The sequence below is a fragment of the Luteococcus struthionis genome (genome assembly GCF_048595755.1).
Lineage (GTDB): Bacteria > Actinomycetota > Actinomycetes > Propionibacteriales > Propionibacteriaceae > Luteococcus.
Map to the genome: position 1 here is coordinate 1521728 of NZ_CP184360.1, position 24688 is coordinate 1546415.

The following is a 24688-nucleotide window of genomic DNA, read 5'->3' on the forward strand; positions in this document are numbered from 1 at the left end:
TGCCCGAGCCTGTCGAGGGCAGCCCCAGGCCTGCCCCAATGTTGCCCCGGGCCCGCCCCACGTTGCCCGAGCTTGTCGAGGGCATGCCCGGTCTCAGTCGAAGGCGTCGATTCCCAACAGTCCACTCATCAGCCGGCGAGCCGCGTCGCGGTCCAAGGACTGGTTGGCGTTGCCGCACTTGGGGCTGACCACGCAACTGGGACAACCAGCATCACAGTCGCACTGTTCCAGGCGTTCCAGGGTGGCCAGCGCCCACTCCTCGGCGCGCTCGAAACCGCGGTCCGCGAAACCGGCACCACCCGGGTGGCCGTCGTGCACCACGATCGTGCAACAGCCGGTGTCGGGGTGCAGGATCGTGGACACGCCGCCGATGTCCCACCGGTCGCACGGGGCGAACATGGGCAGCAGCCCGATGGCACAGTGCTCGGCAGCATGCGCGGCACCGGCCAGTTGCACCGCATTGAGCCCCAGCTCGGCGACGAGCTCCTGCGGCACCTGCCACCACATGGCGCGGGTGCGCAGCGTGTGCTCGTCCATCTGGAGGGGAGTGGAGTCCCACACCTCGCTGGTGATCTCGTCGCGTCGCAGGTAGCCGACCACCTGTTCGGTGATCTCCACCTCGCCACAGTGGACACTGCCACGGCCGAAGTCACGACTGTGTGAGGTCTGCAGGATGCGTACCTCCGACAGGCTCTGTGGCTGGGTGAAGTACCCGGGCCGTTCGGAATGAACCAGGGCCTGCAGCTCCTCGGGCAGGTATTCGTCGACCAACCACTGCTCACCAAGGTGCAGGTAGACCGCCCCGGGATGCACGGTGCGGTCGGCGGCGCCGCGTTCAATCTGGCCCACCACCCGGCCGGTGTCACGGTCGACGATGTCGAGCGGCCTGCCACCCAAGGAGCGCAGGTCGATCGAGTCGACGGCCCGCTCCGGACGGGTCCAGTACCAGCCGGTGGGGCGCTGCCGCAGCAGCTGTTGCCGGGCCAGCTGCTGGCACAGACGCTCCATGCCGTCCCCGAACCAGCGGGCATCGTCGCTGGTCAGTGCGGCCTCTTGAGCGGCGGCAGCCAGGTGGGGGCCCAGGATCCAGGGATTCTCGGGGTGCAGCACGGTGCTCTCCACAGGCGCATCGAAGAGGCGCTCGGGATGTTCGAAGAGGTAGACGTCGAGCGGATCCTCGCGCGCCATCAGCACCACCAAGGCATCTCGCTCACCGCGGCCGGCGCGCCCGGCCTGCTGCCACAGGGCGGCCAGCGTTCCGGGGAAACCACAGATGATCACGGCATCCATTCCCGCGACGTCGATGCCCAGCTCCAGTGCGTTCGTGGCTGCCACGCCCCGCAGCTCACCCGAACTGAGGGCTCGCTCCAGACCGCGGCGGTCCTGGGCCAGATAACCGGAGCGGTAGGAGGCGATTTGTCCGCCACGCGTCACCTGGTCCTGGGCACGCACCGCGATCAGCTCGGCCAAGGTGCGGCTGGCGACGAAGGTGATCACCTGCTTGCCCTCGTCCACCAGATTCGCCATCACGCGTGCGGCGTCGCCGTGCGGGGAGTCCGCCGGCTGCCACAGCACCACGTCACGTGCGGCATGCGGTGAGGCGTCGTCGTCCACCACGGCCACCTGGTCCTCGCCGATCAGACGTCCCCCCGCCTCGCCGGCATTGGTCGCGGTGGCCGAGGCGAGGATGAAGACCGGCTGCGCGCCGTACATGGCGCAGAGCCGACGCAGACGCCGGATGACCGCCGCGACGTGGGCGCCGAAGACGCCGCGGTAGCGATGCGCCTCGTCGATCACCACATAGCGCAGGGATCCCAGGAAACCCGCCCAGCGCGCATGGTTGGGCAGTACGGAACGGTGCAACATGTCCGGATTGGTCAGCACGTAGCTGGCGAACTCGCGGGCGAAGCGCCGCTCCTGCTGGTCGGAGTCGCCGTCCAGGCAGGTGACCTTCCACCCCTCGGGCCCCAACTCGGTGGCGCTGCGCAACTGGTCATGGGCCAGCGCCTTGGTGGGGGCCAGGTACAGCGCGGTGTGCTTGCGTCGCACCAACCGGGCGCGCACCGACTCGACGGGTACGCCCAGGACCCCGTCGTCGACGGCGGTCGCCGCCATCACCGGCAGCAGGTAGGCAAGCGTCTTGCCCGAGGCCGTCGAGGTGCAGATGGCCGCATGTCGCCCGGCGAAGGCGTGCTCGGCCAGCTCGCTCTGGTGCGCCCAAGGACTGGCGATGCCGTGCGCCAGCACCGTGGCACGCACCTGCTCGGGCAACCAGGAGGGCCAGTCACTGGTGCGGCCGGGGCTGGCGTCGCGGTGGTGCACGTGCACCACCTCGTCACCCATCAACCACTGCGGAACGGCCATGGTGTTCAGGATGCCACGCGCCTGTGACAGCGAACCGGGGGACGGGAGGCTGCGGAGAGGCGCCCGCTTGCGCCGTCTGTCGGCGGGGCGTGAGCATTGGTGCATGCTGACGCCAGATCAGGTCGACGACCTGCGTGCCCGATTCACCGCTGCCCGCTACACCATCGACGAGGTGGTCGAGCGGATCGGCGAGGCGGGCCAGGAGGGTCTGGGGCGCAACTCGACGATTCCTGCGCTGGACGTGCTGGGTGATGCCACCGATGCCCAGGCCACCATGATCAAGTTGTGGCCCTTGCAGCAGCAGGTGCCACTGTCCGCCGCGCGTGCCGCCTTCTCCGCGGCCTCCAAGCCTGGTGAGGGGGCCTCGACAAGCTCGGCCACCGAGATGGGGGGTTCCGCCACCGATATGGGGGAGTCGGCCACCACGGTCCCCGAGCCTGTCGAGGGAGAGCTCTTCGCCGCTCTCGTCCACTGCGGCATCCTGCAGGTCACCGGCGAGAGCGTGCAGGCGCTGGTGGACATCCGGCCGTATGGTTCGCCCGATGATGGCGCCTCCGGCTGGATCGTCAGCGACCTCACCCCGGGGCTGGACCAGGTCACCACTCGCACCCGTCCCGACTACGTACTGGGCGTGTCGCCCGCCTCCACCTCGCTGGCACAGATGACGATGCGCACGCCAGTGGGCAGTGCGCTCGACCTGGGAACCGGGTGTGGGGTGCAGAGCCTGCACCTGAGTCATCACGCCCAGCGAGTGGTGGCCACCGACATCAATCCGCGCGCCCTGGAGCTGGCGGCACTCACCGCCGCGCTCAACCAGGTCGAGGTGGACCTGCGCGACGGCAGCCTCTACGAGCCGGTCGCGGGCGAGAAGTTCGACCTGATCGTCACCAACCCGCCCTATGTGATGAGCCCGCCCACCACCGACGGCCAACGTCTGGTCTACCGAGAGGGGAGCTTCTCCGGTGACGGACTGGTGGAGGCCGTGGTCAAGGGCGCTCCCGACCACCTCAATCCCGGTGGAACGCTGCAGGTGTTGTGCAACTGGGCCATCCTCGACGGCCAGCCCTGGGAGGAGCGCGTCGCGGGCTGGGCCGAGGGATCGGGCTGCGACGTGTGGGTAGTGGAGCGCGAGCGGCTGGACATCTACAACTACATCGAGGTGTGGCTCACCGATGCCGGCCTGGCCGGCAGCCCCGAGTGGAAGCCCCGCTACCGCGAGTGGATCGACTACTTCAAGCGACTGGGGATCGTCGGTGTCGGGATGGGGTGGATCACCCTGACCCGCGCCGAGCGCACCACCCCCGACGTGCAGGTGGAGAGCTGGCCGCACGCCATCGCGCAGCCGGTCGGCGCCGCCTTGGCCGAGCACCAGGCCTGCGTCACCAACTCCCTGCTGAGCGACGAGGAACTGCTGGCCCACAAGTGGAGACTCGCGGAACACGTCAGCCAAGAGACGCTGGGCGATGCCGGAGCCGAGGACCCGCAGCACATCGTCCTGCGCAGCGCGTCGGGTCTGCGTCGGGCGATGGAGGTGGACACGGTGCTGGGCGGTGTGCTGGGCGCCTGCGACGGCGAACTCACCTTGGGCCAGATCACCGACGCGATCGCCATGCTGCTGGAGGCCGACGCCGCCGCCGTGCGGGCCGAGGTGCTGCCCGAGGTGCGCAAGGCGCTGCGCGACGGTCTGTTGGTGTCGGCTGAAGCAACATCGCGTCAGAACTTGGACGTATACGGCGTTTGACACGTTCCAATTTCCTTGGCGGCCGATTATCGACCACATTCTGACGAGCTCGTGGGGCTGGGTGCCGAATCATGCGGGTGGCGGCCCATGGGAACGTTGTGGATACGATGACCACCAGTGTCCCGGTCCCGAGCCGGGACGGTGCTCCGGGTGAGGGGACGTCTGTCCACCTCGTCCGCCACCAAGATCCCCGTGAAGCCTGAGGTATTCGCCAGCATGTCAACCACTCCCCGCCGTCTCGTGATCGTCGAGTCACCGAACAAGGTGGCCAAGATCAAGAGCTATCTGGGCGATGGGTACGTGGTGGACTCGTCCGTCGGCCACGTGCGTGACCTGCCCAAGGGCGCCAGTGACGTACCCGCCAAGTACAAGGGACAGAAGTGGGCACGCACCGGTATCGACGTCGACAACGACTTCGAGCCCATCTACGTGGTGCAGGCGGACAAGAAGTCGGTGATGAAGAAGCTCAAGGACGAGCTGAAGGAAGCCGACGAACTGCTGCTGGCCACCGACGGTGACCGCGAGGGCGAGGCCATCGCGTGGCACCTGTTGCAGGAGCTCAAGCCCAAGGTGCCGGTGAAGCGTCTGGTCTTCAACGAGATCACCAAGCAGGCCATCGACGCGGCACTGGAGAACACCCGCGACCTGGATCTTGACCTGGTGGATGCCCAGGAGGCCCGACGCATCCTCGACCGCCTCTACGGCTACGAGGTCAGCCCGGTGCTGTGGAAGAAGGTCATGCCGCGACTGTCGGCCGGCCGCGTGCAGTCCGTGGCCACCCGCTTGGTGGTGGACCGCGAGCGCGAGCGGATGGCCTTCCGGACCGCCTCCTACTGGGATCTGGAGGCCATCCTCGACGCCGGGGCCGAGGCCGATCCCCGCAACTTCAGCGCTCGACTGGCCACCCTGGACGGCAAGAAGGTGGCCGCGGGCCGCGACTTCAACTCGCTGGGCGAGCTGACCAGCAAGAACACCGTCGCGCTCGACGAGCTGGCCGCCAATGCCGTCGCCGGCGGCTTGGCCAGCGCCAAGTTCACCGTCGCCTCGGTGGAGTCGCGCCCCTACACCCGCAAGCCCTACGCCCCCTTCCGCACCACGACGATGCAGCAGGAGGCGGGCCGCAAGCTCGGCATGAGCGCGCAGACCGCGATGAGCGTGGCCCAGCGCCTGTACGAGGGCGGCTTCATCACCTACATGCGTACCGACTCGGTGCAGCTGTCCAGTCAGGCGATCAGCGCCGCCCGCAGCCAGGCCGAGCAGCTCTTCGGCAAGCAGTACGTGCCCGACAAGCCCCGCCACTACACCTCCAAGGTGAAGAATGCGCAGGAGGCGCACGAGGCCATCCGTCCTGCCGGCGAGACCTTCCGCACCCCGGCCCAGACCGGCCTGACCGGCGACCAGTTCCGCCTCTACGAGCTGATCTGGATCCGCACCATCGCCTCGCAGATGAAGGACGCCGAGGGGCAGTCCATGACGGTGAAGTTCGACGCCGTCCCCACCACCCCGATCACCATCGACGGTGGCACCAGCGGGCTGTCCGAGGTGAAGGGCGCCGGTTTCGTCGCCAGCGGCCGCACCATCACCTTCCACGGCTTCATGAAGGCCTACGTCGAGGGCAACGACGACGAGGACCAGAAGAGCGACGACGCGCAGGCCAAGCTGCCCCGGTTGGCCGAGAAGCAGGAGCTGGAAGCCGCCAAGGTGAATCCCGCCGGGCACACCACCAAGCCCCCGGCCCGCTACACCGAGCCGACGCTGGTGGCCAAGCTCGAGGAGCTGGAGATCGGCCGGCCGTCGACCTATGCGTCGATCATCCGCACCATCACCGCGCGCGACTACGTGTACAAGAAGGGTTCCGCGCTGGTACCCACCTGGCTGGCCTTCGCCGTGACACGCCTGTTGGAGGAGCACTTCCCCAAGCTGGTGGACTACTCCTTCACCGCGGCCATGGAGGGTGACCTCGACGAGGTGGCCAAGGGCAACATGAAGCGCCTTCAGGTGCTCAACGAGTTCTACTACGGGCATCGCGCCGGCCTCGGCGATGCCGACGGTTCCGCCGATGGGGCGGGTGAGCTGGCACCCGACGGCCGCGAGGGCCTGTACCAGTTGGTGAACCACCTGGGTGACATTGACGCCCGTGGGTTGTCGACCTTCCCCATCGGAGACCTGGACGACGGCATCAACGTGCGCGTCGGCCGCTACGGCACCTATGTGGAGGACGAGGAGGGTCGTCGCGCGAATGTGGCCGATGACCTGCCGCCCGACGAGCTGACCGTCGAGCTGGCCAAGGAGCTGCTCAGCAAGCCGATGGGCGAGGAGCGGGAGCTGGGGCTCGATCCCGAGACCCACACGATGATCGTCGCCAAGAACGGCCGCTTCGGCCCCTACGTGACCGAGGTGCTGGGCGAGGACGTGCCCAAGACCGGCAAGAATGCGGTCAAGCCGCGCACCGGCAGCCTGTTCAAGAACATGACGATCGACGACGTCACGCTGGAGCAGGCGCTGAAGCTGATCAACCTGCCCCGCGTGGTGGGCGTCGACGAGGAGGGCGTCGAGATCACCGCGCAGAACGGCCGCTACGGGCCGTACCTGAAGAAGGGCACCGATTCGCGCAGCCTCACCAGCGAGGAGCAGATCTTCGACATCACGCTGGAGGAGGCCCTGGCGATCTACGCCCAGCCCAAGCAGCGTGGGCGTGCCGCTGCCAAGCCGCCGCTGAAGGAGCTGGGTGACGATCCGGCCAGCGGCAAGCCGGTGGTGGTCAAGGACGGCCGCTTCGGTGCCTACGTCACCGACGGCGAGTACAACGCCACGTTGCGCCGCGACGACTCGGTGGAGGAGATCACCCTGGAGCGCGCCGCGGAGCTGCTGGCGGAGAAGCGTGCCAAGGGTCCTGCCAAGAAGACCACCCGCAAGAAGACGGCCGCGAAGAAGACCACGGCCAAGAAGACGACCGCGAAGAAGACGACCGCGAAGAAGACGACCGCGAAGAAGACGACCGCGAGCAAGACGACGGCCACCAAGACCACGGCCAAGAAGACGACCGCGAAGAAGACGACCGCGAAGAAGGCCACGCCAGCGGCGGAGTGATCCCCAGCAGCGCCGTGGCCACCTGAGGAGAGACATGGCCAGCAAGCAGAACACCCTGCGCTTCGAGATGCCCTTCGGCGTCGCAGATCCGGTGCTGGTCAAGCCGGAGCTGGGCCTCGCCCGTGCCGTGCGCCGGCAGGCGCCCACCCGGGCGGTGACCCTGCTGGACACCCATGACCATCGGCTGCTGCGCTCCGGGGTGGTGCTGGCCCACCGGGTCAGCGGCGAACTGGGCGAGTGGTACCTGGACGCACCCGACTGGCAGCCCTGGCTGCCCAGCAAGCGACGCGAACCGCTGGGTGCTTCGGGTGACCTGCCCGATGAGCTGGCCGGTCTGGTGCGTCCCTTCCGGCGCCGCGCCCCGCTGGGGCCCGCCGCGGCGCTGAACCAGCAGCGCATCCGGTGGAGCCTGCTCGACGCCGACGGCAATGAGCTGGCCCGGCTCCGCGACCAACAGACCACCGTGCGTCGGGCCGGCACCGCCACCGCTCGCTACCGGCAGGTCACGGTGCGCTGTGATGCCCTGGATGCCGACCAGCGAACCTTCGTCGCGGACGCCTTTGCTGCCAGCGGGGGGACCCGGGTGGAGGAATTCCCCGGTCTTCGGGAGCGCATCGGTGCCCCAGCGACCGGGCTGACCGATTTCCGCGCGCCCCGCGAGCTGGGAGCCAAGGAGAGCCTGGAAGGCTTCGCCGGCTGGATCTTCGCCAACCGGCTCAACAGCCTGATGCGCACCGATCTTGGCCTGCGCAGCGGGCTGGACGACGACATGGACCTGCTGCGTGAGCAGCTGGCCGAGCTGCTCGACGAGGTGCGCAGCCTCGCCTTCGCCCTGGAGCCGGAGTGGCGGGAGCAGTTGGAGCAGGAGCTGCAGACGCTGCTGGCCCAGATGGCCAACCACACCATCCACCAGCTGGGGGATGAGTACTTCGACGTGATCGACTCGCTGGTGCTAGCCGCACGCGCCCCCAAGCTGGGCAACCAGTCGAATGAGCGTGCCCGACGCGCAGTGCGCGACCAGGTGATCAAGCTGGCGCGGATCATGTTCGACCGGGCCCAGGCGCTGACACCGGACTGTCCTGACGCGCGGTGGGAGGCCACCCTGACCGCCGCCCGCCAGTTGTCGGTGCTGGCCCACACCGGTCAGCTGCTCTTCGCCAAGCGTGCTCGCAAGATGGAACGCGCCCTGGCGCGGGTGGTGGAGATGCTGCAGGCATCGCAGATGCCGCCCGGCGTCGCCCAGCCTCGTCTGGACATGAACTGGGACGTGGCCACCGCCTTTCAGGAGGGGCGGCGCTATGAGCGGCGTCGGGCCCAGTGCCTGGCGGCGCGGCAGGTCTTCGTCGAGGCCTGGCCCGACAGCGAACGCCGGTTGCGCCAGCTGAAGGAGGCACCATGAGCGGGCTCTTCGTCGTCTTCGAGGGCGGTGACTCGGCGGGCAAGTCCACCCAGGTGCGGCAGTTGGCGGCGTGGCTTCGTGAGGTGGGGCAGGCCTACCGCGTCACGCACGAACCCGGCGACTCCTGGCTGGGGGGCCAGATCCGGAAGCTTGTGCTCAGCCCCGACTCGGGTGACATCACCGCCCGCGCCGAATGCCTGCTCTACATCGCCGACAAGGCACAGCACGTCGTCGAGGTGATCAAGCCCGCCCTGGCGCGCGGTGAGGTGGTGGTCTGTGACCGCTACGTCGATTCGACGATCGCCTACCAGGCGGCCGGCCGGGCGCTGCCTCCCGACGACGTCGAAACCATCGCGCTGTGGGCGACGCAGAACCTGCGGCCCGACCTGACCGTGCTGCTGGACGCCGATCCGCAGCAGGCGGTGAAACGGATCGCCGCGAAGGATCGGATCGAGAGCGCCGGGGACGACTTCCACCAGCGCGTGCGCGATGGCTTCCTGCGGCTGGCCGAACGCGACCCGGAGCACTACCTGGTGCTGCCGGCGCGTGACTCGATCGAGTCGATCGCGCAGCGGGTCCGTGAGCGCGTGCTGGAGCTGATCGACGCCAAGCGGGCGCAGGAGGCCCCGGAAGTGTCAGACCCGTCGGGCAGACTCGACTCGTGAGCACCCAAGCAGCGGGAGACCTGTGGAGTGAACTGGTCGGCCAGGAACGCGTCGTCCAGACCCTGAAGCGTGCCGTGGCGGGGGAGTCACACGCCATGACCCATGCCTGGTTGGTGACCGGGCCGCCCGGCAGTGGCCGGTCGAATGCGGCACGCGCCTTCGCCGCCGCGCTGCAGTGCCCCCGTGGCGGCTGTGGCCAGTGCAATGAGTGCCGCACCTCGCTCTCGGGGGCCCACCCCGACGTGACGCTGGTGCGCACCGAGATGCTGAGCATCGGCGTCGACGAGGTGCGTGACCTGGTGCGTCGCGCCGCGATGAGCCCCACGCTGGGACGCCACCAGGTGATCGTGGTGGAGGACGCCGATCGGGTGACCGACCGCGGTGGCGACGCCCTGCTGAAGGCCATCGAGGAGCCCGCCCCCAAGACGGTGTGGATCCTGTGCGCCCCCACCGCCGACGACGTGGTGGTCACCATCAGGTCGCGGTGCCGCAAGCTGGCGCTGTCCACCCCCAGCGACCAGGCCGTGGCGCAGTTGCTGCAGTGGCGAGACGGGATCGAGCCGTCGGTGGCGGCCCATGCCGCCCGGGCCGCGCAGGGGCACATCGGCCGGGCGCGGGTGCTGGCGCGCAACGAGGACGCCCGCAACCGGCGTCACGCGGTGCTGCAGATTCCCGGCAAGCTGGTCAGCGTCGGCGCCTGCCTCACCGCCGCGGACAACCTGGTGAAGGCCGCCGCGGAGGAAGCCGCCAAGGCCACCGCCGAGATGGATGCCGCCGAGCGCGCCAAGCTCGAGGAGGCGCTCGGATTCGGGACCAAGGGGGCCCGTCCCCGGCAGGCCGCGGCTGCGCTGAAGGAGCTGGAGGAGCAGCAGAAGGCCAGGGCCAAGCGTTTCCAGCGGGATGCGCTCGACCGGGTCCTGACCGAGCTGACCACCTTCTACCGCGACGTGCTGGCGTTGCAGACCGGGGCGATCAGCGCGCCGATGCCGGCCCAGGCCCTGCACAGCGGGATGGACGCCGACCAGGGGCCCCAGCTGATCAATGGCGAGATCCGCAACCAGCTGGAGCGTGAGGCCCGCGGCTCGACGCCGGAACGCACCCTGTGCCACATCGATGCGATCATCGCCTGCCGAGAGGCCTTGGAAACCAATGTGGCGCCCTTGCTGGCGATGGAGGCCCTGCTGCTGGAGCTGGGCGAGGGACGCTGAATGGTCATCTGACCAAGGGGTTGGCGGGCCGGTTGGCTCCACTGAGGGCTGAATCGCCCGGTGCGTGTCCGGGGTGACGCCGCGCAGCATGCGGTGCGAAACTTGAAGGGAATTTCGGCACTTCCTCACCGTGCTTCCCCACCGACGAAGGGACCCCTCGTGTCCGAGAAGAACTACGACGACGCCTACCGCCGTCCGGGCGGCGCCACCGAGGCCACCCAGATCCTGCAGACCGACTCCTTGCGCGAGGCGCAGGAGGCCGCCGCGCAGGCGGAGGCCGATGACCGCGCGGCCCAGCGCGCCCGCGAGCGTGCCGAGCGAGGCCGTGCCTTGGGCAAGGTGCCCGTCTCCGACGGCCCCGATCCGGTGCGGCCCACGATCCCCAAGCCCACCACCGACAAGTTCGTGCCCTCGCTGGGCCTCTTCCTGCTGCGCCTGGTGACCGGCGGCATCATGGGCGTCCACGGCGTGCAGAAGCTCACCGACATCGCCGGCACCCAGCAGTTCCTGGGCTCGCTGGGGCTGCCCAGCCCGCAGTACCTGGCCTGGGGCACCGGCATCGCCGAGGTGCTGGCGGGCGTCGCGCTGGTCTTCGGTCTGCTCACCCGGCTGGCCGGGCTCGGCGTGGCCGTGGTGGCCATCGCCGCGCTGGCCCTGGTCAAGTGGACCTCCACCAAGATCTTCGAATCCGGCCAGCCGGGATTCGCCGGAGAACTCGAGCTGCTGCTGGCCGCGGTGGGCCTGACGCTGCTGTTCGTCGGTGCCGGCCGGTGGAGCATCGACGGCGCCTTCCGCACTGCCCGTCGCAGGGCGAAGATGTCGCACTGACGGCAATGGCGGTGCGCCGCCTCAGCCTGTAAGGCCCGGTTCCTCGTACGAGGAGCCGGGCCTTTTCCTTGTGGGGCAAAAGACCAACCTGAGAGCAGGGGTGACGACTGACCCGGTTGTTCATCCACTGGCCATCTTGAAGCGAGGCTGCTGTCACGCACCCCCTCTTGCATGGGCGAAGACCTTTCGGAGGGAGTCGCTGTGCTTGCATCACCCGACAACGGAGTGCCCGTGCTCAAGACCGACGACGCACGGCGTCGTCGCCTCGTCATGCCCCTGTTCATCCTGTCGCTGGTGGGCCTGTTGGTGCTGGGACTGGCCTGGAACCGTGGCAACGACTCGAAGATCGTCGGTGCCGGCTCGACGCTGGCCGCACCCATGATCGATCGCGCGGCCATCGACTACCGCAATGCTTTCAACGCCGACAACCCGGAGCGCCCCGACCAGACAGGCGGTGACTGGGTGATGGACGGCAGCGGCCTGATCTACGAACCGGTGGGCTCCATGGGCGGCATCATGCGGCTCTCTGACGCCGAGGTGGACTTTGCTGTCAGCGACTACCCGCTCACCACCGAGGCGCTCGAGGAGCGCGAGCTGGGGCAATTTCCCCTCGCCGCCGGAGCGGTGGCCGTGGTGCACGACCTGGACCTGGGCGGCAAACAGCTGCAGCTGGATGCCACCACCGTCGCCAACATCTACCTGGGCACCATCACCAAGTGGAATGACAAGGCGATCGCCACGCTGAACCCCGGCCTCACGCTGCCCGACCAGGCGATCAAGCCGGTGCACCGCAGCGACGGTTCCGGCTCCACGCAGGGCATCACCCAGTGGTTGGCCACCAACTCGCCACAGTGGAATGACGGCCCCGGTGCCGGCCCGGCCGTCACCTGGCCCAAGGAGGTCGGCCTGGCCGCCAAGCGTTCCAGCGGCGTGGTGAAGACCGTCAACGACAATCCCGGCGCCATCGGCTACGTCGAACCGGGCCAGGCGAAGTCGGCCGGCCTGCAGGTGGCCAAGCTGCGTAACGGCGCCTCGCAGTTCGTCGCCCCGGACGCGGCCGGGATGGCCGCCTCCGTCAAGGGCATGGACTGGAGCAGCGCCGAGCACTTCACCCGCGTCGCGCCCAATCCCGACGCGAAGGGCGCCTACCCGGTGACGGTGCCGATCTACGTCGTGATGAAGCGCGAACCCGAGCAGCGCACCGACGCCAAGCGCGCCTTGGGCTACCTCAAGTACGTGTTGCACCGCTCCGACGCCTCGGTGAAGAAGCTCGGCTACCTGCCGCTGCCCCAACAAGGAGCCCAGCAGGTGGACGACTACATCACGCAGACCTTCCCGTACGCCCCCTGACCCCCAATCGACCCACAGAAACTGAGGACTCGCCATGGAAGTGGACATTTTCAAGGAAATCCTGGTGCCAGTGATCGGAGGCCTGGGAATCTTCCTGCTGGGCCTCGAGTTCATGGATTCCGGCATCCAGGCGCTCTCGGTCAACAAGATGCGTGAATGGCTGGCGAAGGTTGCCGGCACCCCGGTCAAGGGCCTGATGGCCGGTACCGTCATCACCGGCGTCATCCAGTCGTCGACGGCGATGACCGTCATGACGGTGGGCCTGGTGAATGCCGGCGTGTTGAGCCTGCGCTCCGCGATCAGCGTGATCATGGGCGCCAACATCGGCACCACCCTCGGCAATGGCCTCATCGCCCTGCCGCTGGGCCCGATCGGGCTGCTCTTCTCCGGCATCTTCGCCTGTGTCTACTGCTTCGCCCGCAAGGAGAAGACGAAGAACATCGCGCTGGCCAGCATGGGCTTCAGCCTGATCTTCTACGGCCTGAACCTGATGACCGGCGGCCTCAAGCCGCTGCGCAACATGCCCGAGGTGATGGCCGTCCTGCAGCGTCTGGACTCCTCCAACATCCTGGGCGTCATCTCCTGTGCGCTGATCGCGGCGCTGATCACCGCCATGATCCACTCGTCGTCGGCCACCATCGGCATCGTGATGGGCCTGGGTGCCTCCGGCGTGCTGCCCTGGCAGACTGCGATCGCCTTCGCCATCGGCGCCGATCTGGGCACCACCATCACCTCGTGGATCGCCTCGCTGAACCTCAGCAAGAACGCCAAGCGCACCGCCTATGCCCACATCGCCTTCAACTTCATCGGTGTGTGCGTGGTGTTGGCGCTCTTCTTCCCGGCCATCCGGGTGCTGCACTGGGGCCTGGGCCTGTTCGGCATCGATCCGGCCCGCGCCGTGATGGTGGACGGCCAGCCCACCTACCCGATGGTTCCCGTCGCGGTGGGCCTGTTCTCCATCGTGTTCAACATCTTCAACGTGTGCATCCTGTTCCCCTTCGTCGGCACCTTCGAGCGTGTGCTGTCCAAGGTGGGGGCCGACAAGGAGGACGAGGAGGACTGGTCGACGCCTCGCTTCCTCACCGTCGACAGCCGTGGGGTGTACGCCCAGGCGGTGCCGGCCGTGCAGCAGGAGATCCGACGCCAACTGGCCGCCGCCGCGCTGTTCGTCGACATCGCCCGTGGCAAGGAGGACGCCCCCAAGGAGATCGACGAGCACGCCGAGGCCGTCGACTCGCTCTCGCGCGAGATCCGTGCCTACTCGGCCCACCTGTTCACCGACGACCTGAACCGGGAACAGATGGACCTGGTGGCCAGCCTGATCGAAGAGGTCGACTTCACCAGTGCGTTGACCGAGCAGCTGCACCAGGTGGCGCGACGTGCCCAGCGGGAGCAGTTCAGCCCCGCCAGCCAGGTCTTCCTGGAGGAGGCGCTGGAGAAGCTCGACCAGCAGCTGGAGGTCGTGGGTGCCCCGGTGCAGGCCAAGCCCGAACCACGTCCCACCGACGGTGCGCAGCGCAGCGTCGAGAGCTTGCGCTGGCAGGTCATCGACACCCCGTCGCTTCCGGCCGGTGAGAAGGGTGCCCTGCTGGCCATCCTGGGTTCGATCGAGCGCAGCGAGTCGCTCGTTGCGCGCATCCAGAGCGAGCGTGCCTCGGTGGATCGTGGGATCGCCGCCATGGAGACGACGGAGGCCTGAGACGGCCCTGTGTCACGGACAGCCCTGCACCTTCGTGAACTGGTCCCCAGCTCACTTCGGGTGCGGGGCCGTTCCGCGTCCGGGGCCGGGGGAGTGACGCCAACGCCGTAGTCTGGGGCGCATGGCGCGTGTGATGGCGGTCACCTTCGAGACCCATGGGCAGCTGCACTACCTGGATCCCGGGACGTCGCAGTACCGGGTGGGTGACATGGTGCTGCACCCCACCGAGCATGGGTCGGAGGTGGCGCAGGTGGTGTGGGCTCCGGAACACGTCGACAGTGACAACCTCACCGGGCTGCCGGTGTGCGAGGGCATGGCCAGCGAGGCCGACCTGCGCCGCGACCGGGAGAATCGCCAGCACAAGGCCCAGGCCGAACGCATCGCCAAGGAACTGATCGCCAAGCACGAGCTGCCGATGAAGGTGGTGGGCATCGACTGGATCGACCGGTCCGACGAGTTCGACCTGATGGTGGCCATCTACTTCACCGCACCGGGCCGCGTCGACTTCCGCCAGCTGATCGGTGACCTGGCCCGCAACCTGCGCGCCCGGGTGGACCTGCGGCAGGTGGCCGGGCGTGACGCGGCGCGGCTGACCGGTGGCATCGGTTCCTGCGGGCGCGACCTGTGCTGTTCCACCTTCCTGACCGACTTCGAACCCGTCAGCATGCGGCTGGCCAAGGTGCAGAACCTCTCACCGAACCCGCTGGCGATCCAGGGCCAGTGCGGCAAGCTGATGTGCTGCCTGAAATACGAGCACCCCCTCTACGTCGACTTCGGCAAGCAGGCCCCGGCCGTCGGGGAGCGGGTGAGCAGCCCGATCGGCGACGGCACGGTGATCGGCCATTCGGTGCCGGCGCAGAGCGTCACCGTCCGCAATCGCGACGGCGAGGTGGCCCGCTGCCCGCTCACCGAGGTGTGCGTGAAGTCGAAGCGTCGCAAGGAACGCCATGGCGCACTGCAACGTCGCGCCCAGCAGGAGCCGCACACAACCCAGGAGGACAAGTGAGCATCCGCCGCCGCATGGGATGGACGGCCGCTGCAGCGGCGCTGCTGCTGACCGGGTGCCTTCCGCAGCCCTCACAGCCGTCACCGGGGGCATCGAGCCAGGCTGGGCAGGGCAGCACTTCCGCTTCCCCGTCGAATCCTGCCAGCCCGTCGGCCTCGGCCACCCCCGTCGCGACCACCCGTGAGGACGTGGCCGGCTTGGACCTGTCGCAGCACCAGCTGGCCGGCAAGTACTCCTCGCCCGACCGGATGGAGATGGGCTCCGACACGCAGCCCGATGGCTTCACCGCGGCGCCCGAGGGTCAGGGGCGTCAGCGCTACCTGGACCAGGAGATCGAGTGGGAACGCTGTCGTGAGTACCAGTGCGGCCAGGTTCTGGTGCCGCTGGACTGGGACCGGCCCGATGGGCAGGCCATCACCCTGCGGATGAAGAAGGCCCCCGCCGCGAAGCAGCGCAAGGGCACCCTGTTCATCAATCCGGGTGGGCCCGGCGGCTCGGGACGAGACATGGTGGACGGTTTCGACCGTGCCTCCTTTCCGCACCACGACGTGATCGGCTGGGATCCTCGCGGCAGCGGCGGCTCCACCCCGGTGGTGTGCGGCACCCCCGAGCAGACCGACGCCTACGTCGCGATGGACACCTCACCCGACGACGAGCAGGAGGTGGAGGAGGTTGCGCAGGGCTACCGGGACTTCGCCACGCAGTGCCGGGAAGGGTCGGGCGCGCTGCTGGACCACATCTCCACCATCGACACCGCGCGTGACCTGGACTACCTGCGCCACCTCGTCGGCGACCAGAAGCTCGACTACCTGGGGATCAGCTACGGCACCTACATCGGCTCGGTCTACGGGGAGCTCTACCCGCAGCGCGTCGGCCGGATGGTGCTGGACAGCGCCGTCAACATCACCGACGACGAGTCGGTGATCCAGGCGATGGGCTTCGACCTGGCGTTGAAGGACTACGCCACCTGGTGCGCCAAGCAGTCCTGCGGCTTGGGCGCCACCCAGGACGAGGTGGTCAAGGCCGTCACCGGCATCTTCGACCAGCTGGACGCCAAGCCCTTGCCGGTGGGCGGGCGTGAACTCACCCAGGCGCTGGGCGTCACCGGGACGGTCACATACCTGTACTACGGCGCCCAGGGCTACCGGCCGCTCACCGACGCACTGCTGCAGACCCGCGACGGGCAGGGGCAGGAACTGCTTCGCATGGCCGACATGATGAATGGTCGGCAGCCGAATGGCAGTTACTCGTCGATGACCTACTCCTTCCCGGGGATCGGCTGCATCGACTCGGAGGATCCGGGGGAGAAGGGCGCGCTCGAGGAGTTCCCCGACGACGTGAAGAAGGCCCCGATCCTGGCGCCCTACTTTGGCCCCAACCTGCAGTGCACCTGGTGGACCGCCAAGCCGGCGCCTCAGTTGAAGCTCACCGCCAAGGGCGCGGCGCCGATCCTGGTGCTGGGCGCCACCGGTGACCCCGCCACCCCCTACCAGCAGGCCGTGTGGATGGCCGACCAGCTGGACTCCGGCGTGCTGCTGACCTGGAAGGGCGCCGGACACTCGGCGTGGGACCTGGGCAATGACTGCGTCAAGGACGCCGTGCGCGGCTACGTGAACGACGGCACGGTCCCCGCCGACAAGACCACCTGCTAGGGGCCTCGACGGGCTCGGCCGCCGGAGAACCGTTCCCCGAGCCCGTCGAGGGTCCGTTCCCCGAGCCTGTCGAGGGGTGGTCAGCCGGCGCGCTTGGCCAGCTCGTCGGTGGCCTGCTTGATCACCTGTACCAGCTCGGCCTCGGTCATCTCCGACAGCGGCTTGTCGGTCTGCACCGTGGTGCTGTCGGGCTTGCTGCTGCCCTTGGGCTTGTCCGTGCGCGAGACGCTGATGGCCCCGTCGGGACTGATGTCGGCGCGGTAGTTCACGGTCTGGCCCATGCCGATGGAGGCGGCCCAGTGACCGTCCTTGGCGGGCACGATCTCGTAGACGCGCATCCCGGCAGACCAGCGGGTGGCCCATTCGGGGTCGGAATCCACTGAGGCGCTGCGGATGGTGTTCTCCAGCGTGCTGGTGGCCTGCTGCTTGGCCTTGGTCTCGATGGTCATCTCATGGTCCTGCTCGGTGCCGGTCTGCTGCGCCGGTGCGGTGAGCGTCGCCACGATGGTCTGCGACGAGCCGCGCGGTGTCAGCGGGGTGACGTGACGCATCTGCTCGTCGGCGCTCATCAGGGTGAACTCACCGGTGTTGCCCGCATTGGCGTCCTCCTCGTCCTTGTCGGTGACGTCATAGCCGGATCGTGCGCTCCACCAGTCCGCCCACGAGCCGGTGCCGCGCAGCCCCTGGCGGCGATCCTTCGACAGCGAGGTGGGCATCGTCGGGCCCTCGATCTTCTGCTTGGCGAGCTCTTCGCCGCTGAGGATCTGCAACCCGTCGACGGTGTAGATCGCGGCCCCGGCCGGCACCTTGGTGGGCACCAGGAAACCGGACCACTTGGTGAGCGGCACGACGACGACCGGCTTGTCACCGTCGCAGTAGCCGTAGGCGTCGGACTCCTCGAAGTGCGACAGCGGCGCCTTGTTGTTGATGGCGCGGTTCAGCGAATGGTGTGGCCAGAAGGAGCCCAGCCGCAGGTCCATCTCCTCCGGCACCAGACAGCTGGACGACATGCCGCTGCCCAGCGGACCCACTGACGGCAGGTTGAACTCGCGGATCGACTGATAGCCCTGCATGCCGACGGCGGAGCGGCCAGTGATGATCGTCGAGTAGCGGCTGGTGCCCTTGGACTCGGCGTCGGGAACGTAGGCGACGCGGCCCAGCGAACCGACATTGTCGCCCTGGTCACGGGCGGCCAGGTTGTTGGCCACCAGCCACGGTGCGCGGTCCTGGTAGGAGGTGACCGTGCTGTCGTCCTTGTGCGCCAGCTGCGCGTAGGACTTGGCGCGCGCATACTGCCCGAAGGCGAAGGGGTAGGCGATGCAGGCGATCAGCAGCACCGTCAGCAGCGAACCGAGCCTGCCGACCAGCTTCTTGTTCTTACCCGCGACGGCAGCGGCCACCAGCAGTGCCAGCAGCGCCAACAGGGTGAGCCCGGCAGTGGGGTAGGGGTGCAGGATCGAGTCGAGGGTGGTGATGACGCCCAGACCCCGCCAGGCGAACAGCCCCAGCAGCACGACGGCGATCGAGGTCAACACCGCCTTGGTACTGATGTTCACGTCAGAGCTGCCCGCCTTGCCCGCCGCCTTGGCGGTCTTCGGCTTGTTCTGGGCCGGCTTGGGCGTGGGCTGCTTCTTCTCGTCGGGGGTGTGGCCGGGATTGCCGCTCATTGCTGCTCCGCGTGCTTGGGGATGTCGTCGGCGCAAGCCTAGTTGGCGAAGGGCCTAGTCAACGCGGGTCACAAGGAGGGCAAGGCCCCTCCTTTCGGCCATCCCCTCCGCAAACAGAGAGATCTCGGGTCCTCATTGTCACAGTGGCAGTGAAGACCCGAAATCTCTCTGTTTGCGGCAGCCAGGTCAGTGGGTGCGCTCCCATTCGGACAGGAAGGCATCCACCTCGTCGCGAGTCGGGGCGGTGGCCGGCCCCTTGCGGGTCACTTTCAGCGCGCTGGCCGCATTGGCGCGACGTGCCGACTCCACCCAGTCGCCGGTGAGGATGTATTCGGCCGAGAGCACCCCGGCGTGGCAGTCGCCCGCACCATTGGTGTCCACCGGCTTCTGCGGGTAACCGGGCACCAGGTGGGTCTGGCCGTCGACGTGGACGGCGCAGCCGTCTCGTCCGTCACGGACGATGGCGACAGCCCCCTCGGGGAGGTGTTCGGCGCAGGCTGCGGCGGCGGTCTGCATGTCTCGTTCCATGGTGAGCTGGTGGGCTTCGTCGCCATTGGAGGTCCAGACCGTGGTGAGTGCCAACATCCGCTGCCGGATCGGGGCGGGCAATGCGCTGAAGGCGGCGCCCGGATCGAGTAGCACGATCACGCCCTCGGGCAGGGACTCCAGCCACTCCAGCAGGGGTTTGCGGGTGCTGCGGACCACCAGCGAGTAGCCCGTGACGTGCACCAGGTCTCCCGCTTCCGGCTTGCTGGTGGCCAGGGATTCGACGCTGATCAGGCGTTCGGCGCCCATGGTGGTGACGAAGGTGCGCTCGGCCGACGGTTCGATCATCACGAAGCAGATCCCGGTGTCGATCTCGTCGACGACGGGGGAGGAGATCTCGATGCCCTCGTCGGCCATCGCCTGGCGGATCAGATCCCCGTTGGGCCCCTTGCCGTGGGCTCCGGCGTGGACGCTCTGGGCGCCGGTTCGGGCACTGGCCACCAGGATGTTGGTGGCGCCACCGGCGTAGCGGGCATAGCTGGTGGCCATCGAGTTGTCGCCCCGCCACGGCAGGGCGGGGATCTCGACCACTTCGTCCACCAGCGCCTGGCCGGTGTGGATGACGCGTGCCATGGGGTGTCCTTCCGGGATGCCGACGCATTTCGCGGTGTCAGACTACTGGCCGCGGAGGGGCCAGGGCGTGGTGTCAGGGCGCGGACAAGGGCTGCTGCTGGCCGGGCGACGGCACTACCGTGGGGCCATGCCCAGCTTCGATGACATCGAGTTCTACCCCGGTGATCCGATCTTCGGTCTGACCGACATGTTCCGCGCCGACCAGCGCCCCGACAAGGTGAACCTGGGCGTGGGCATCTATCTGGACGAGCTGGGCCGTCTGCCCCTGCCCGAGGCGGTGCGCGTCGCCGAGCAGCGGCTTGCCGAGCAGCCCGCGCCGCGTGGTTACCTGCCGATGGGTGGCGATCCGCAGCTGGTACAGCTGGTGCAGCAGATGGTCTTCGGCCTCCCGGCCACCGAGGATGCCGCGATGCCCGAGCCCGTCGAGGGCCTGGACCCGCTGCACCAGCGGATCGCGACGGTGCAGACGCTGGGCGGGTCGGGTGCGCTGAAGGAGGGCGCGGACTTCCTGCGCGCTCTGCTGGGGGCCTCGACCGTGGCGCTGAGTGACCCGTCGTGGGCCAACCATGCCGCGATCTTCGGCGGGGCGGGTTATGAGGTGGTCAGTTACCGCTACCACGATGCCCAGAACCACCGGGTGGACGTCGACGGGATGATCGAGGACCTGTTGGCGATGGCGCCGGGCACCGTCGTCGTGCTCCACGCCTGCTGCCACAACCCGACCGGTTACGACCTGAGCGCCGACGAGTGGGTGCGCGTTGCCGAGGCGTGCGCGCAGCGGGAGCTGGTGCCCTTCCTCGACATGGCCTACCAGGGCTTCAGCCGCGGCCTGGACGAGGACCGCGTGGCGGTGGACACCTTCGTCGCGACCGGGCAGCGTTTCTTCGTCGGCAATTCCTTCAGCAAGAACATCGGCCTGTACGGCGAGCGGATCGGCGGGCTGAGCGTGGTCTGCGCCAGCCGCGACGAGGCGACTCGCGTGCACAGCCAGTTGTGCCGGGTGATCCGCACCAACTACTCCTGCCCGCCGAGCCATGGCGCACAGGTCGTCAAGCTGGTGCTCACCGACGCCGAGCTGCGCGCCAGCTGGGAGGCCGAGCTGGAGCAGATGCGGCTGCGGATCCGTCGCATGCGCGAGGCTCTCGACGCCGGGTTGCGCGCCGAGGGCGTCGAGACGATGGGCTTCGTCACCGAACAGGCCGGCATGTTCAGCTACTGCGGCCTGGACATGGAGCAGATGCAGCGCCTGCGCAGCGAACAAGGGGTCTACGGCACCGACGACGGACGCCTGTGCGTGGCGGGGCTCAACGGGGACAACGTCGCCAAGGTGGCGCGCTCGATCGCTGCAATCGTCACGAGCTGACGTCCCCCGAGCCACCTCCACGCTGCCCGAGCTTGTCGAGGGTGTTCGTTCCCCGAGCCTCCTCCACGTTCCCCGAGCCTGTCGAGGGGATACTTCGCCTCCATGGCCCTGTGGCGACGAGCCTTTGAGATTGGTCTACTGCGTGATCGACGTGGCCGCGAACAGGTCTGCGGGCATCGGGTGGCGCAGCCGCCAGGTGATGGCGATCGGGCGGTCTCCTGTGTGGCTCACGTACCGGGCGTCGCCGAGGAAGACATAGGGCGACGTTCCGAACTCTCCCTGCTTCTGCTGGCGCACGAAGAGAAGGGGAGTGCTCCCGCCGGTCAGGTACCGCTGACCAGTCTTGGAGCTCACCGACGTCGTGGACTGCGATTCCCAGTGGAAGTCGGTGCGGCTGATCGGGTAGTCGCGGTACAGCGTGGTGGGCGAGTAATCCGCCTCGGACTTCTTGAGCGTGATGAAGAAGGCGTCAACCGGCTCGCCGTCGACGTCGGTGAACAGCACGCCTTCGCGGAAGTTCGACGGTGCACGACCCGGCCGTGCATGCCCGAGGGCCGCCAGGATCTCCTCGCGCGTGTAGCTGGCGTGCGGGCGCAAGGGCAAACCTGCCAGCGGTCCGGTCATGTCGACGGTGATGCGGCGGCTGGCGTCGAAGGCGAGGTCGATGACCTGGCGCAGCTCGTCGGTGACGGTCGGTTGGTGCTGCAGGGCAGCAAGCCCCTCATCAACGGACGAGAAGCCGCCGCCGTCAGGCCAGATGGTCCAGAACAGCATCTCGGCGAGCCGGCGACTGCGCGGGGCCTTCCCGCTCAGCACTTCGGCATAGTCGGCTGCCCGGTGGGGGTCGTCGACGTGGGTGACGGCTCGCACCCGACGCAGTAGCTGGGAATCGCGATCGGACAGCGGCTCGATGAGCCCAGCATCGGCACGCAGGTGGCTCCAACTGCGGTTGGCCGTTGGACGGATCACCTGGTTGAGCTCCAGATGGTTGTCATCCAGGAAGTCGCGCAGGGAATTGGTGGGTTCGGAACGGAGCTCGCCCACCAGCTGTGGCCAGCGCATCTGCAGGTTGTTCTTGAGGTTGTCCAGGACCGTCTTCTGGGCGACGCGGTCCAGGACGATCTGGCAACCCGACGGCAGCAGTGGGAATCCCTGGTCCACCTGCCTCTCCAGCTCCTTGCCACGGTGTCCCGTCAGGGCGCGGAAGCGCAGGTCAAGTCGGTATTCCTTGCGGTGCTGGGCAACGAAGTCGAGCACCGTGAGCACGTCCTTGCCGGGGCTGGTGCGAAGGCCACGGCCCAACTGCTGCAGGAAGATCGTCGGGGATTCGGTGGGACGCAGGAGCATCACGGTGTCGATCTCCGGGATGTCAACGCCTTCGTTGAAGATGTCGACGGTGAAGATGCAGCACAGCTCTCCGGCGCGCAGCTTGGCCACGGCGACGTCACGTTCGGCGCTGGAGTGGGCGCCGGTCAGCGCGACCGCCGGCAGCCCGGCGCGGTGAAAGGCGTCGGCCATGAAATGCGCGTGATTGACGCTGACGCAGAAACCGATGGCCTTCATGGCGGCGGGATCCATCACCTTGGCGCGCAGCTGGTTGAGGACCAGGCGCGCCCGGGCATCGCTGCCGGTGTAGATCTTCTCCAGTTCGTTGATGTCATAGCGACCCTGGCGCCAGTTGACGTGGGTCAGGTCAACCCCGTCGCTGATCCCGAAGTAGTGGAAGGGCGACAACAGTCCGCTCTGGATGGCGTCCCACACACGCAGTTCCGCGGCGACTCGGCCACCGAAGAAGCCCCGGACGTCCAGGCCATCGCCGCGTTCCGGGGTGGCGGTCAGGCCGAGCAGTTCCTTGGGCTGTAGGTGTTCCAGGAGTCGACGGTAGGTGCTTGCCTCGGCGTGGTGGAACTCGTCCACGACGACGACGTCGAAGGCGTCGGCTGGGATGTTCTCCACGCCGTAGCTGGAAAGTGACTGGATGCTGGCGAAGACGTGGTCCCACTTCTCGGGGCGGTTGCCGTCGACGAACAGCTCGCCGAAGATGCCGTCACCCAGCACCTCTCGGTAGGTGCGGCGCGATTGGGTAAGGATCTCGCGGCGGTGCGCGACGAAGAGCAGCGTGGGGCGGGTGGGGTCGGTGCACAGCGACTTGTAGTCGAGCGCAGCCATCACGGTCTTGCCGGTGCCCGTGGCGGCGACGATCAGGTTGCGGTGCCGATCATGCGCGGTGCGCTCGGAGGCCAAGGCGTCGAGGATGGTCTGCTGATACGGGTAGGGGCGCACTTCGAGGCCGGAGATCTGGGTCTCCGAATTGGTGCGCACGCCCTTGGCGCGCTGAAGCTCGCGGTCCAAACGTTCGGCGTCGATGGGTCCGCGGTAGGGCTGGAACTGGTCGCTGTTCCAGTAGGATTCGAAGGTGGCGGCGAACTTGTCCAGCAGGTGCCCGGTGCTGGCCGACGACAGACGCACATTCCATTCGGCCCCGTCGACGAGGGCGGCGCGCGAGAGGTTGGAGGAGCCGACGTATCCGGTGTCGAAGCCGGATCGACGGTGGAAGAGCCACGCCTTGGCGTGCAGGCGCGTGACCCGGGCGTCGTACTGGACGCGGACCTCCGCGCCGAACTCCTCGATCAACCGGTCCAGGGCGCGACGTTCCGTGCCGCCGATATAGGTGGTGGTGACGACGCGGATGGGCACGCCGCGCTCCCGGGCGTCGGCAAGCTCGGCTTCCAGGAAGCGCAGGCCGTGCCACTGGACGAAGGCGCAAAGCAGGTCGATTCGGTCCGCCGAGGCCATCTCCGCGCGCAGTTCGTGGCCGAGGTTGGGTTCGCCGGGGGCGTTGGTGAGAAGGGCCACGTCGGACAGGGGAGTGCTGGGGCGCAGGTGAGTGACCGCTCGGGTTCCAGGGCCAGCCTCGGGGCTGAGACGCGTGAGCTGCCGAATGGGAGCCAGCGGCTCGTCCTCGGGAGAATCCAGCAGGTCCAGAAGTTGCTTCACGACGGCGACCCGCTCTTCGGGGTTGCGCGGGAGGCGGCGACGCAGGGCTTCGGCCAGGTGACGGGCGAGGACGTCGGGCTGGTCGGCGGGGTCGACGTCGTCGTAGTCGGCGGCCAGTGGTGAGGCGGCCAGCTCGTCGGCGAGGGCGCGTGTGATGAGGCTCTCGTACAGGCCGGCTTCCGCGCCGTGGTGACTCATGAGGACCAGGTTGGCACAAGGCCCTGACAACTTTCGTGAGGCCGGCCGACGGTAGCGGCCCGCGGGCTCGTTTCGCGTCCGAGCCTCGCGACCGGCTATAGTTCTCTGGTCCGCTCCGGCGGACGTGCCGCCCTAGCTCAGTTGGTAGAGCAACGCACTCGTAATGCGTAGGTCAGGGGTTCGACTCCCCTGGGCGGCTCCACCAAAGCCCCTCATAACGAGGGGTTTTGTCGTGTCAGGTGGAGTTCGCGTGCTTTTACGCCCTCTTCGTTGAACGTTGAGGTGCAGTCCACCGTCGGGTCATCCGGTCTTGTTTGGCTGCTGTGGTCCCGCATGCGCGGG

Annotated in this window: 15 protein-coding genes and 1 tRNA gene; 12 read left to right on the plus strand and 4 right to left on the minus strand. The window is 68.2% G+C overall.

The genetic code is table 11. From position 1 onward, the window contains the following. Nucleotides 1-93: 93 nt before the first annotated feature. The gene (locus ACOAMO_RS06910) at nt 94-2364 is read right to left on the minus strand and encodes a DEAD/DEAH box helicase (protein WP_420176848.1); all 2271 of its coding nucleotides are present in this window, start codon (nt 2362-2364) and stop codon (nt 94-96) included. Between the two features lie 103 nt (nt 2365-2467). Between ACOAMO_RS06910 and ACOAMO_RS06915 the strand changes: the two genes are divergently transcribed. The 10 genes from ACOAMO_RS06915 to ACOAMO_RS06960 all read left to right on the plus strand — a co-directional run bounded on the left by ACOAMO_RS06915 (nt 2468) and on the right by ACOAMO_RS06960 (nt 17002). Continuing rightward, nucleotides 2468-4105, plus strand: coding sequence for a methyltransferase (locus ACOAMO_RS06915; protein WP_420176849.1), 1638 nt, complete (start codon nt 2468-2470; stop codon nt 4103-4105). Between the two features lie 216 nt (nt 4106-4321). Continuing rightward, the gene (gene topA, locus ACOAMO_RS06920) at nt 4322-7195 is read left to right on the plus strand and encodes a type I DNA topoisomerase (RefSeq protein WP_420176850.1); all 2874 of its coding nucleotides are present in this window, start codon (nt 4322-4324) and stop codon (nt 7193-7195) included. Between the two features lie 34 nt (nt 7196-7229). Next, nucleotides 7230-8594: a hypothetical protein gene (locus tag ACOAMO_RS06925; RefSeq protein ID WP_420176851.1), complete on the plus strand. Its 1365-nt coding sequence runs from the start codon at nt 7230-7232 to the stop codon at nt 8592-8594. Continuing rightward, nucleotides 8591-9259, plus strand: coding sequence for a dTMP kinase (gene tmk, locus ACOAMO_RS06930; RefSeq protein WP_420176852.1), 669 nt, complete (start codon nt 8591-8593; stop codon nt 9257-9259). Before ACOAMO_RS06925 ends, tmk begins: the two co-directional genes overlap by 4 nt. Further along, entirely contained in the window at nt 9256-10467 is a 1212-nt protein-coding gene (locus tag ACOAMO_RS06935) for a DNA polymerase III subunit delta' (protein WP_420176853.1), read from the plus strand. Before tmk ends, ACOAMO_RS06935 begins: the two co-directional genes overlap by 4 nt. A 159-nt stretch (nt 10468-10626) precedes the next feature. Next, nucleotides 10627-11295, plus strand: coding sequence for a DoxX family protein (locus ACOAMO_RS06940; RefSeq protein WP_420176854.1), 669 nt, complete (start codon nt 10627-10629; stop codon nt 11293-11295). A gap of 201 nt (nt 11296-11496) precedes the next feature. After that, on the plus strand, nt 11497-12645 hold the full coding sequence (pstS, locus tag ACOAMO_RS06945) for a phosphate ABC transporter substrate-binding protein PstS (protein ID WP_420176855.1): 1149 nt from the start codon (nt 11497-11499) through the stop codon (nt 12643-12645). Nucleotides 12646-12679: 34 nt separating this feature from the next. Further along, nucleotides 12680-14344, plus strand: coding sequence for a Na/Pi cotransporter family protein (locus ACOAMO_RS06950; protein WP_420176856.1), 1665 nt, complete (start codon nt 12680-12682; stop codon nt 14342-14344). A 121-nt stretch (nt 14345-14465) separates the two neighbouring features. After that, the gene (locus ACOAMO_RS06955; protein ID WP_420176857.1) at nt 14466-15350 is read left to right on the plus strand and encodes a PSP1 domain-containing protein; all 885 of its coding nucleotides are present in this window, start codon (nt 14466-14468) and stop codon (nt 15348-15350) included. Between the two features lie 248 nt (nt 15351-15598). Beyond that, nucleotides 15599-17002 carry an alpha/beta hydrolase gene (locus tag ACOAMO_RS06960; RefSeq protein ID WP_420176980.1) on the plus strand — a complete coding sequence of 468 codons (1404 nt, stop codon included), beginning with the start codon at nt 15599-15601 and terminating at the stop codon, nt 17000-17002. An 80-nt stretch (nt 17003-17082) separates the two neighbouring features. Here ACOAMO_RS06960 and ACOAMO_RS06965 read toward each other — a convergent pair whose 3' ends face one another. Continuing rightward, nucleotides 17083-18669 (minus strand): hypothetical protein, encoded by a 1587-nt coding sequence (locus ACOAMO_RS06965; protein WP_420176858.1) that lies wholly within the window; start codon nt 18667-18669, stop codon nt 17083-17085. 186 nt (nt 18670-18855) lie between these two features. After that, nucleotides 18856-19788: a PfkB family carbohydrate kinase gene (locus tag ACOAMO_RS06970; RefSeq protein WP_420176859.1), complete on the minus strand. Its 933-nt coding sequence runs from the start codon at nt 19786-19788 to the stop codon at nt 18856-18858. Nucleotides 19789-19915: 127 nt separating this feature from the next. Here ACOAMO_RS06970 and ACOAMO_RS06975 point away from each other — a divergent pair, with 127 nt between their 5' ends. Beyond that, nucleotides 19916-21151: an aromatic amino acid transaminase gene (locus ACOAMO_RS06975; protein WP_420176860.1), complete on the plus strand. Its 1236-nt coding sequence runs from the start codon at nt 19916-19918 to the stop codon at nt 21149-21151. A gap of 135 nt (nt 21152-21286) precedes the next feature. Here ACOAMO_RS06975 and ACOAMO_RS06980 read toward each other — a convergent pair whose 3' ends face one another. Then, on the minus strand, nt 21287-24346 hold the full coding sequence (locus ACOAMO_RS06980) for a DUF3427 domain-containing protein (protein ID WP_420176861.1): 3060 nt from the start codon (nt 24344-24346) through the stop codon (nt 21287-21289). A gap of 126 nt (nt 24347-24472) precedes the next feature. On the opposite strand from ACOAMO_RS06980, the gene ACOAMO_RS06985 reads away from it, so the two are divergent. Further along, a tRNA-Thr gene (locus tag ACOAMO_RS06985) sits at nt 24473-24548 on the plus strand. Nucleotides 24549-24688: the final 140 nt, after the last annotated feature.

Coding starts and splice junctions, on each gene's coding strand:
- ACOAMO_RS06910 (WP_420176848.1), bottom strand. CDS start 2,364: ATGGCCGTTCCGCAGTGGTTGATGGGTGACGAGGTGGTGCACGTGCAC.
- ACOAMO_RS06915 (WP_420176849.1), top strand. CDS start 2,468: ATGCTGACGCCAGATCAGGTCGACGACCTGCGTGCCCGATTCACCGCT.
- topA (WP_420176850.1), top strand. CDS start 4,322: ATGTCAACCACTCCCCGCCGTCTCGTGATCGTCGAGTCACCGAACAAG.
- ACOAMO_RS06925 (WP_420176851.1), top strand. CDS start 7,230: ATGGCCAGCAAGCAGAACACCCTGCGCTTCGAGATGCCCTTCGGCGTC.
- tmk (WP_420176852.1), top strand. CDS start 8,591: ATGAGCGGGCTCTTCGTCGTCTTCGAGGGCGGTGACTCGGCGGGCAAG.
- ACOAMO_RS06950 (WP_420176856.1), top strand. CDS start 12,680: ATGGAAGTGGACATTTTCAAGGAAATCCTGGTGCCAGTGATCGGAGGC.
- ACOAMO_RS06955 (WP_420176857.1), top strand. CDS start 14,466: ATGGCGCGTGTGATGGCGGTCACCTTCGAGACCCATGGGCAGCTGCAC.
- ACOAMO_RS06960 (WP_420176980.1), top strand. CDS start 15,599: ATGGAGATGGGCTCCGACACGCAGCCCGATGGCTTCACCGCGGCGCCC.
- ACOAMO_RS06965 (WP_420176858.1), bottom strand. CDS start 18,669: ATGAGCGGCAATCCCGGCCACACCCCCGACGAGAAGAAGCAGCCCACG.
- ACOAMO_RS06970 (WP_420176859.1), bottom strand. CDS start 19,788: ATGGCACGCGTCATCCACACCGGCCAGGCGCTGGTGGACGAAGTGGTC.
- ACOAMO_RS06975 (WP_420176860.1), top strand. CDS start 19,916: ATGCCCAGCTTCGATGACATCGAGTTCTACCCCGGTGATCCGATCTTC.
- ACOAMO_RS06980 (WP_420176861.1), bottom strand. CDS start 24,346: ATGAGTCACCACGGCGCGGAAGCCGGCCTGTACGAGAGCCTCATCACA.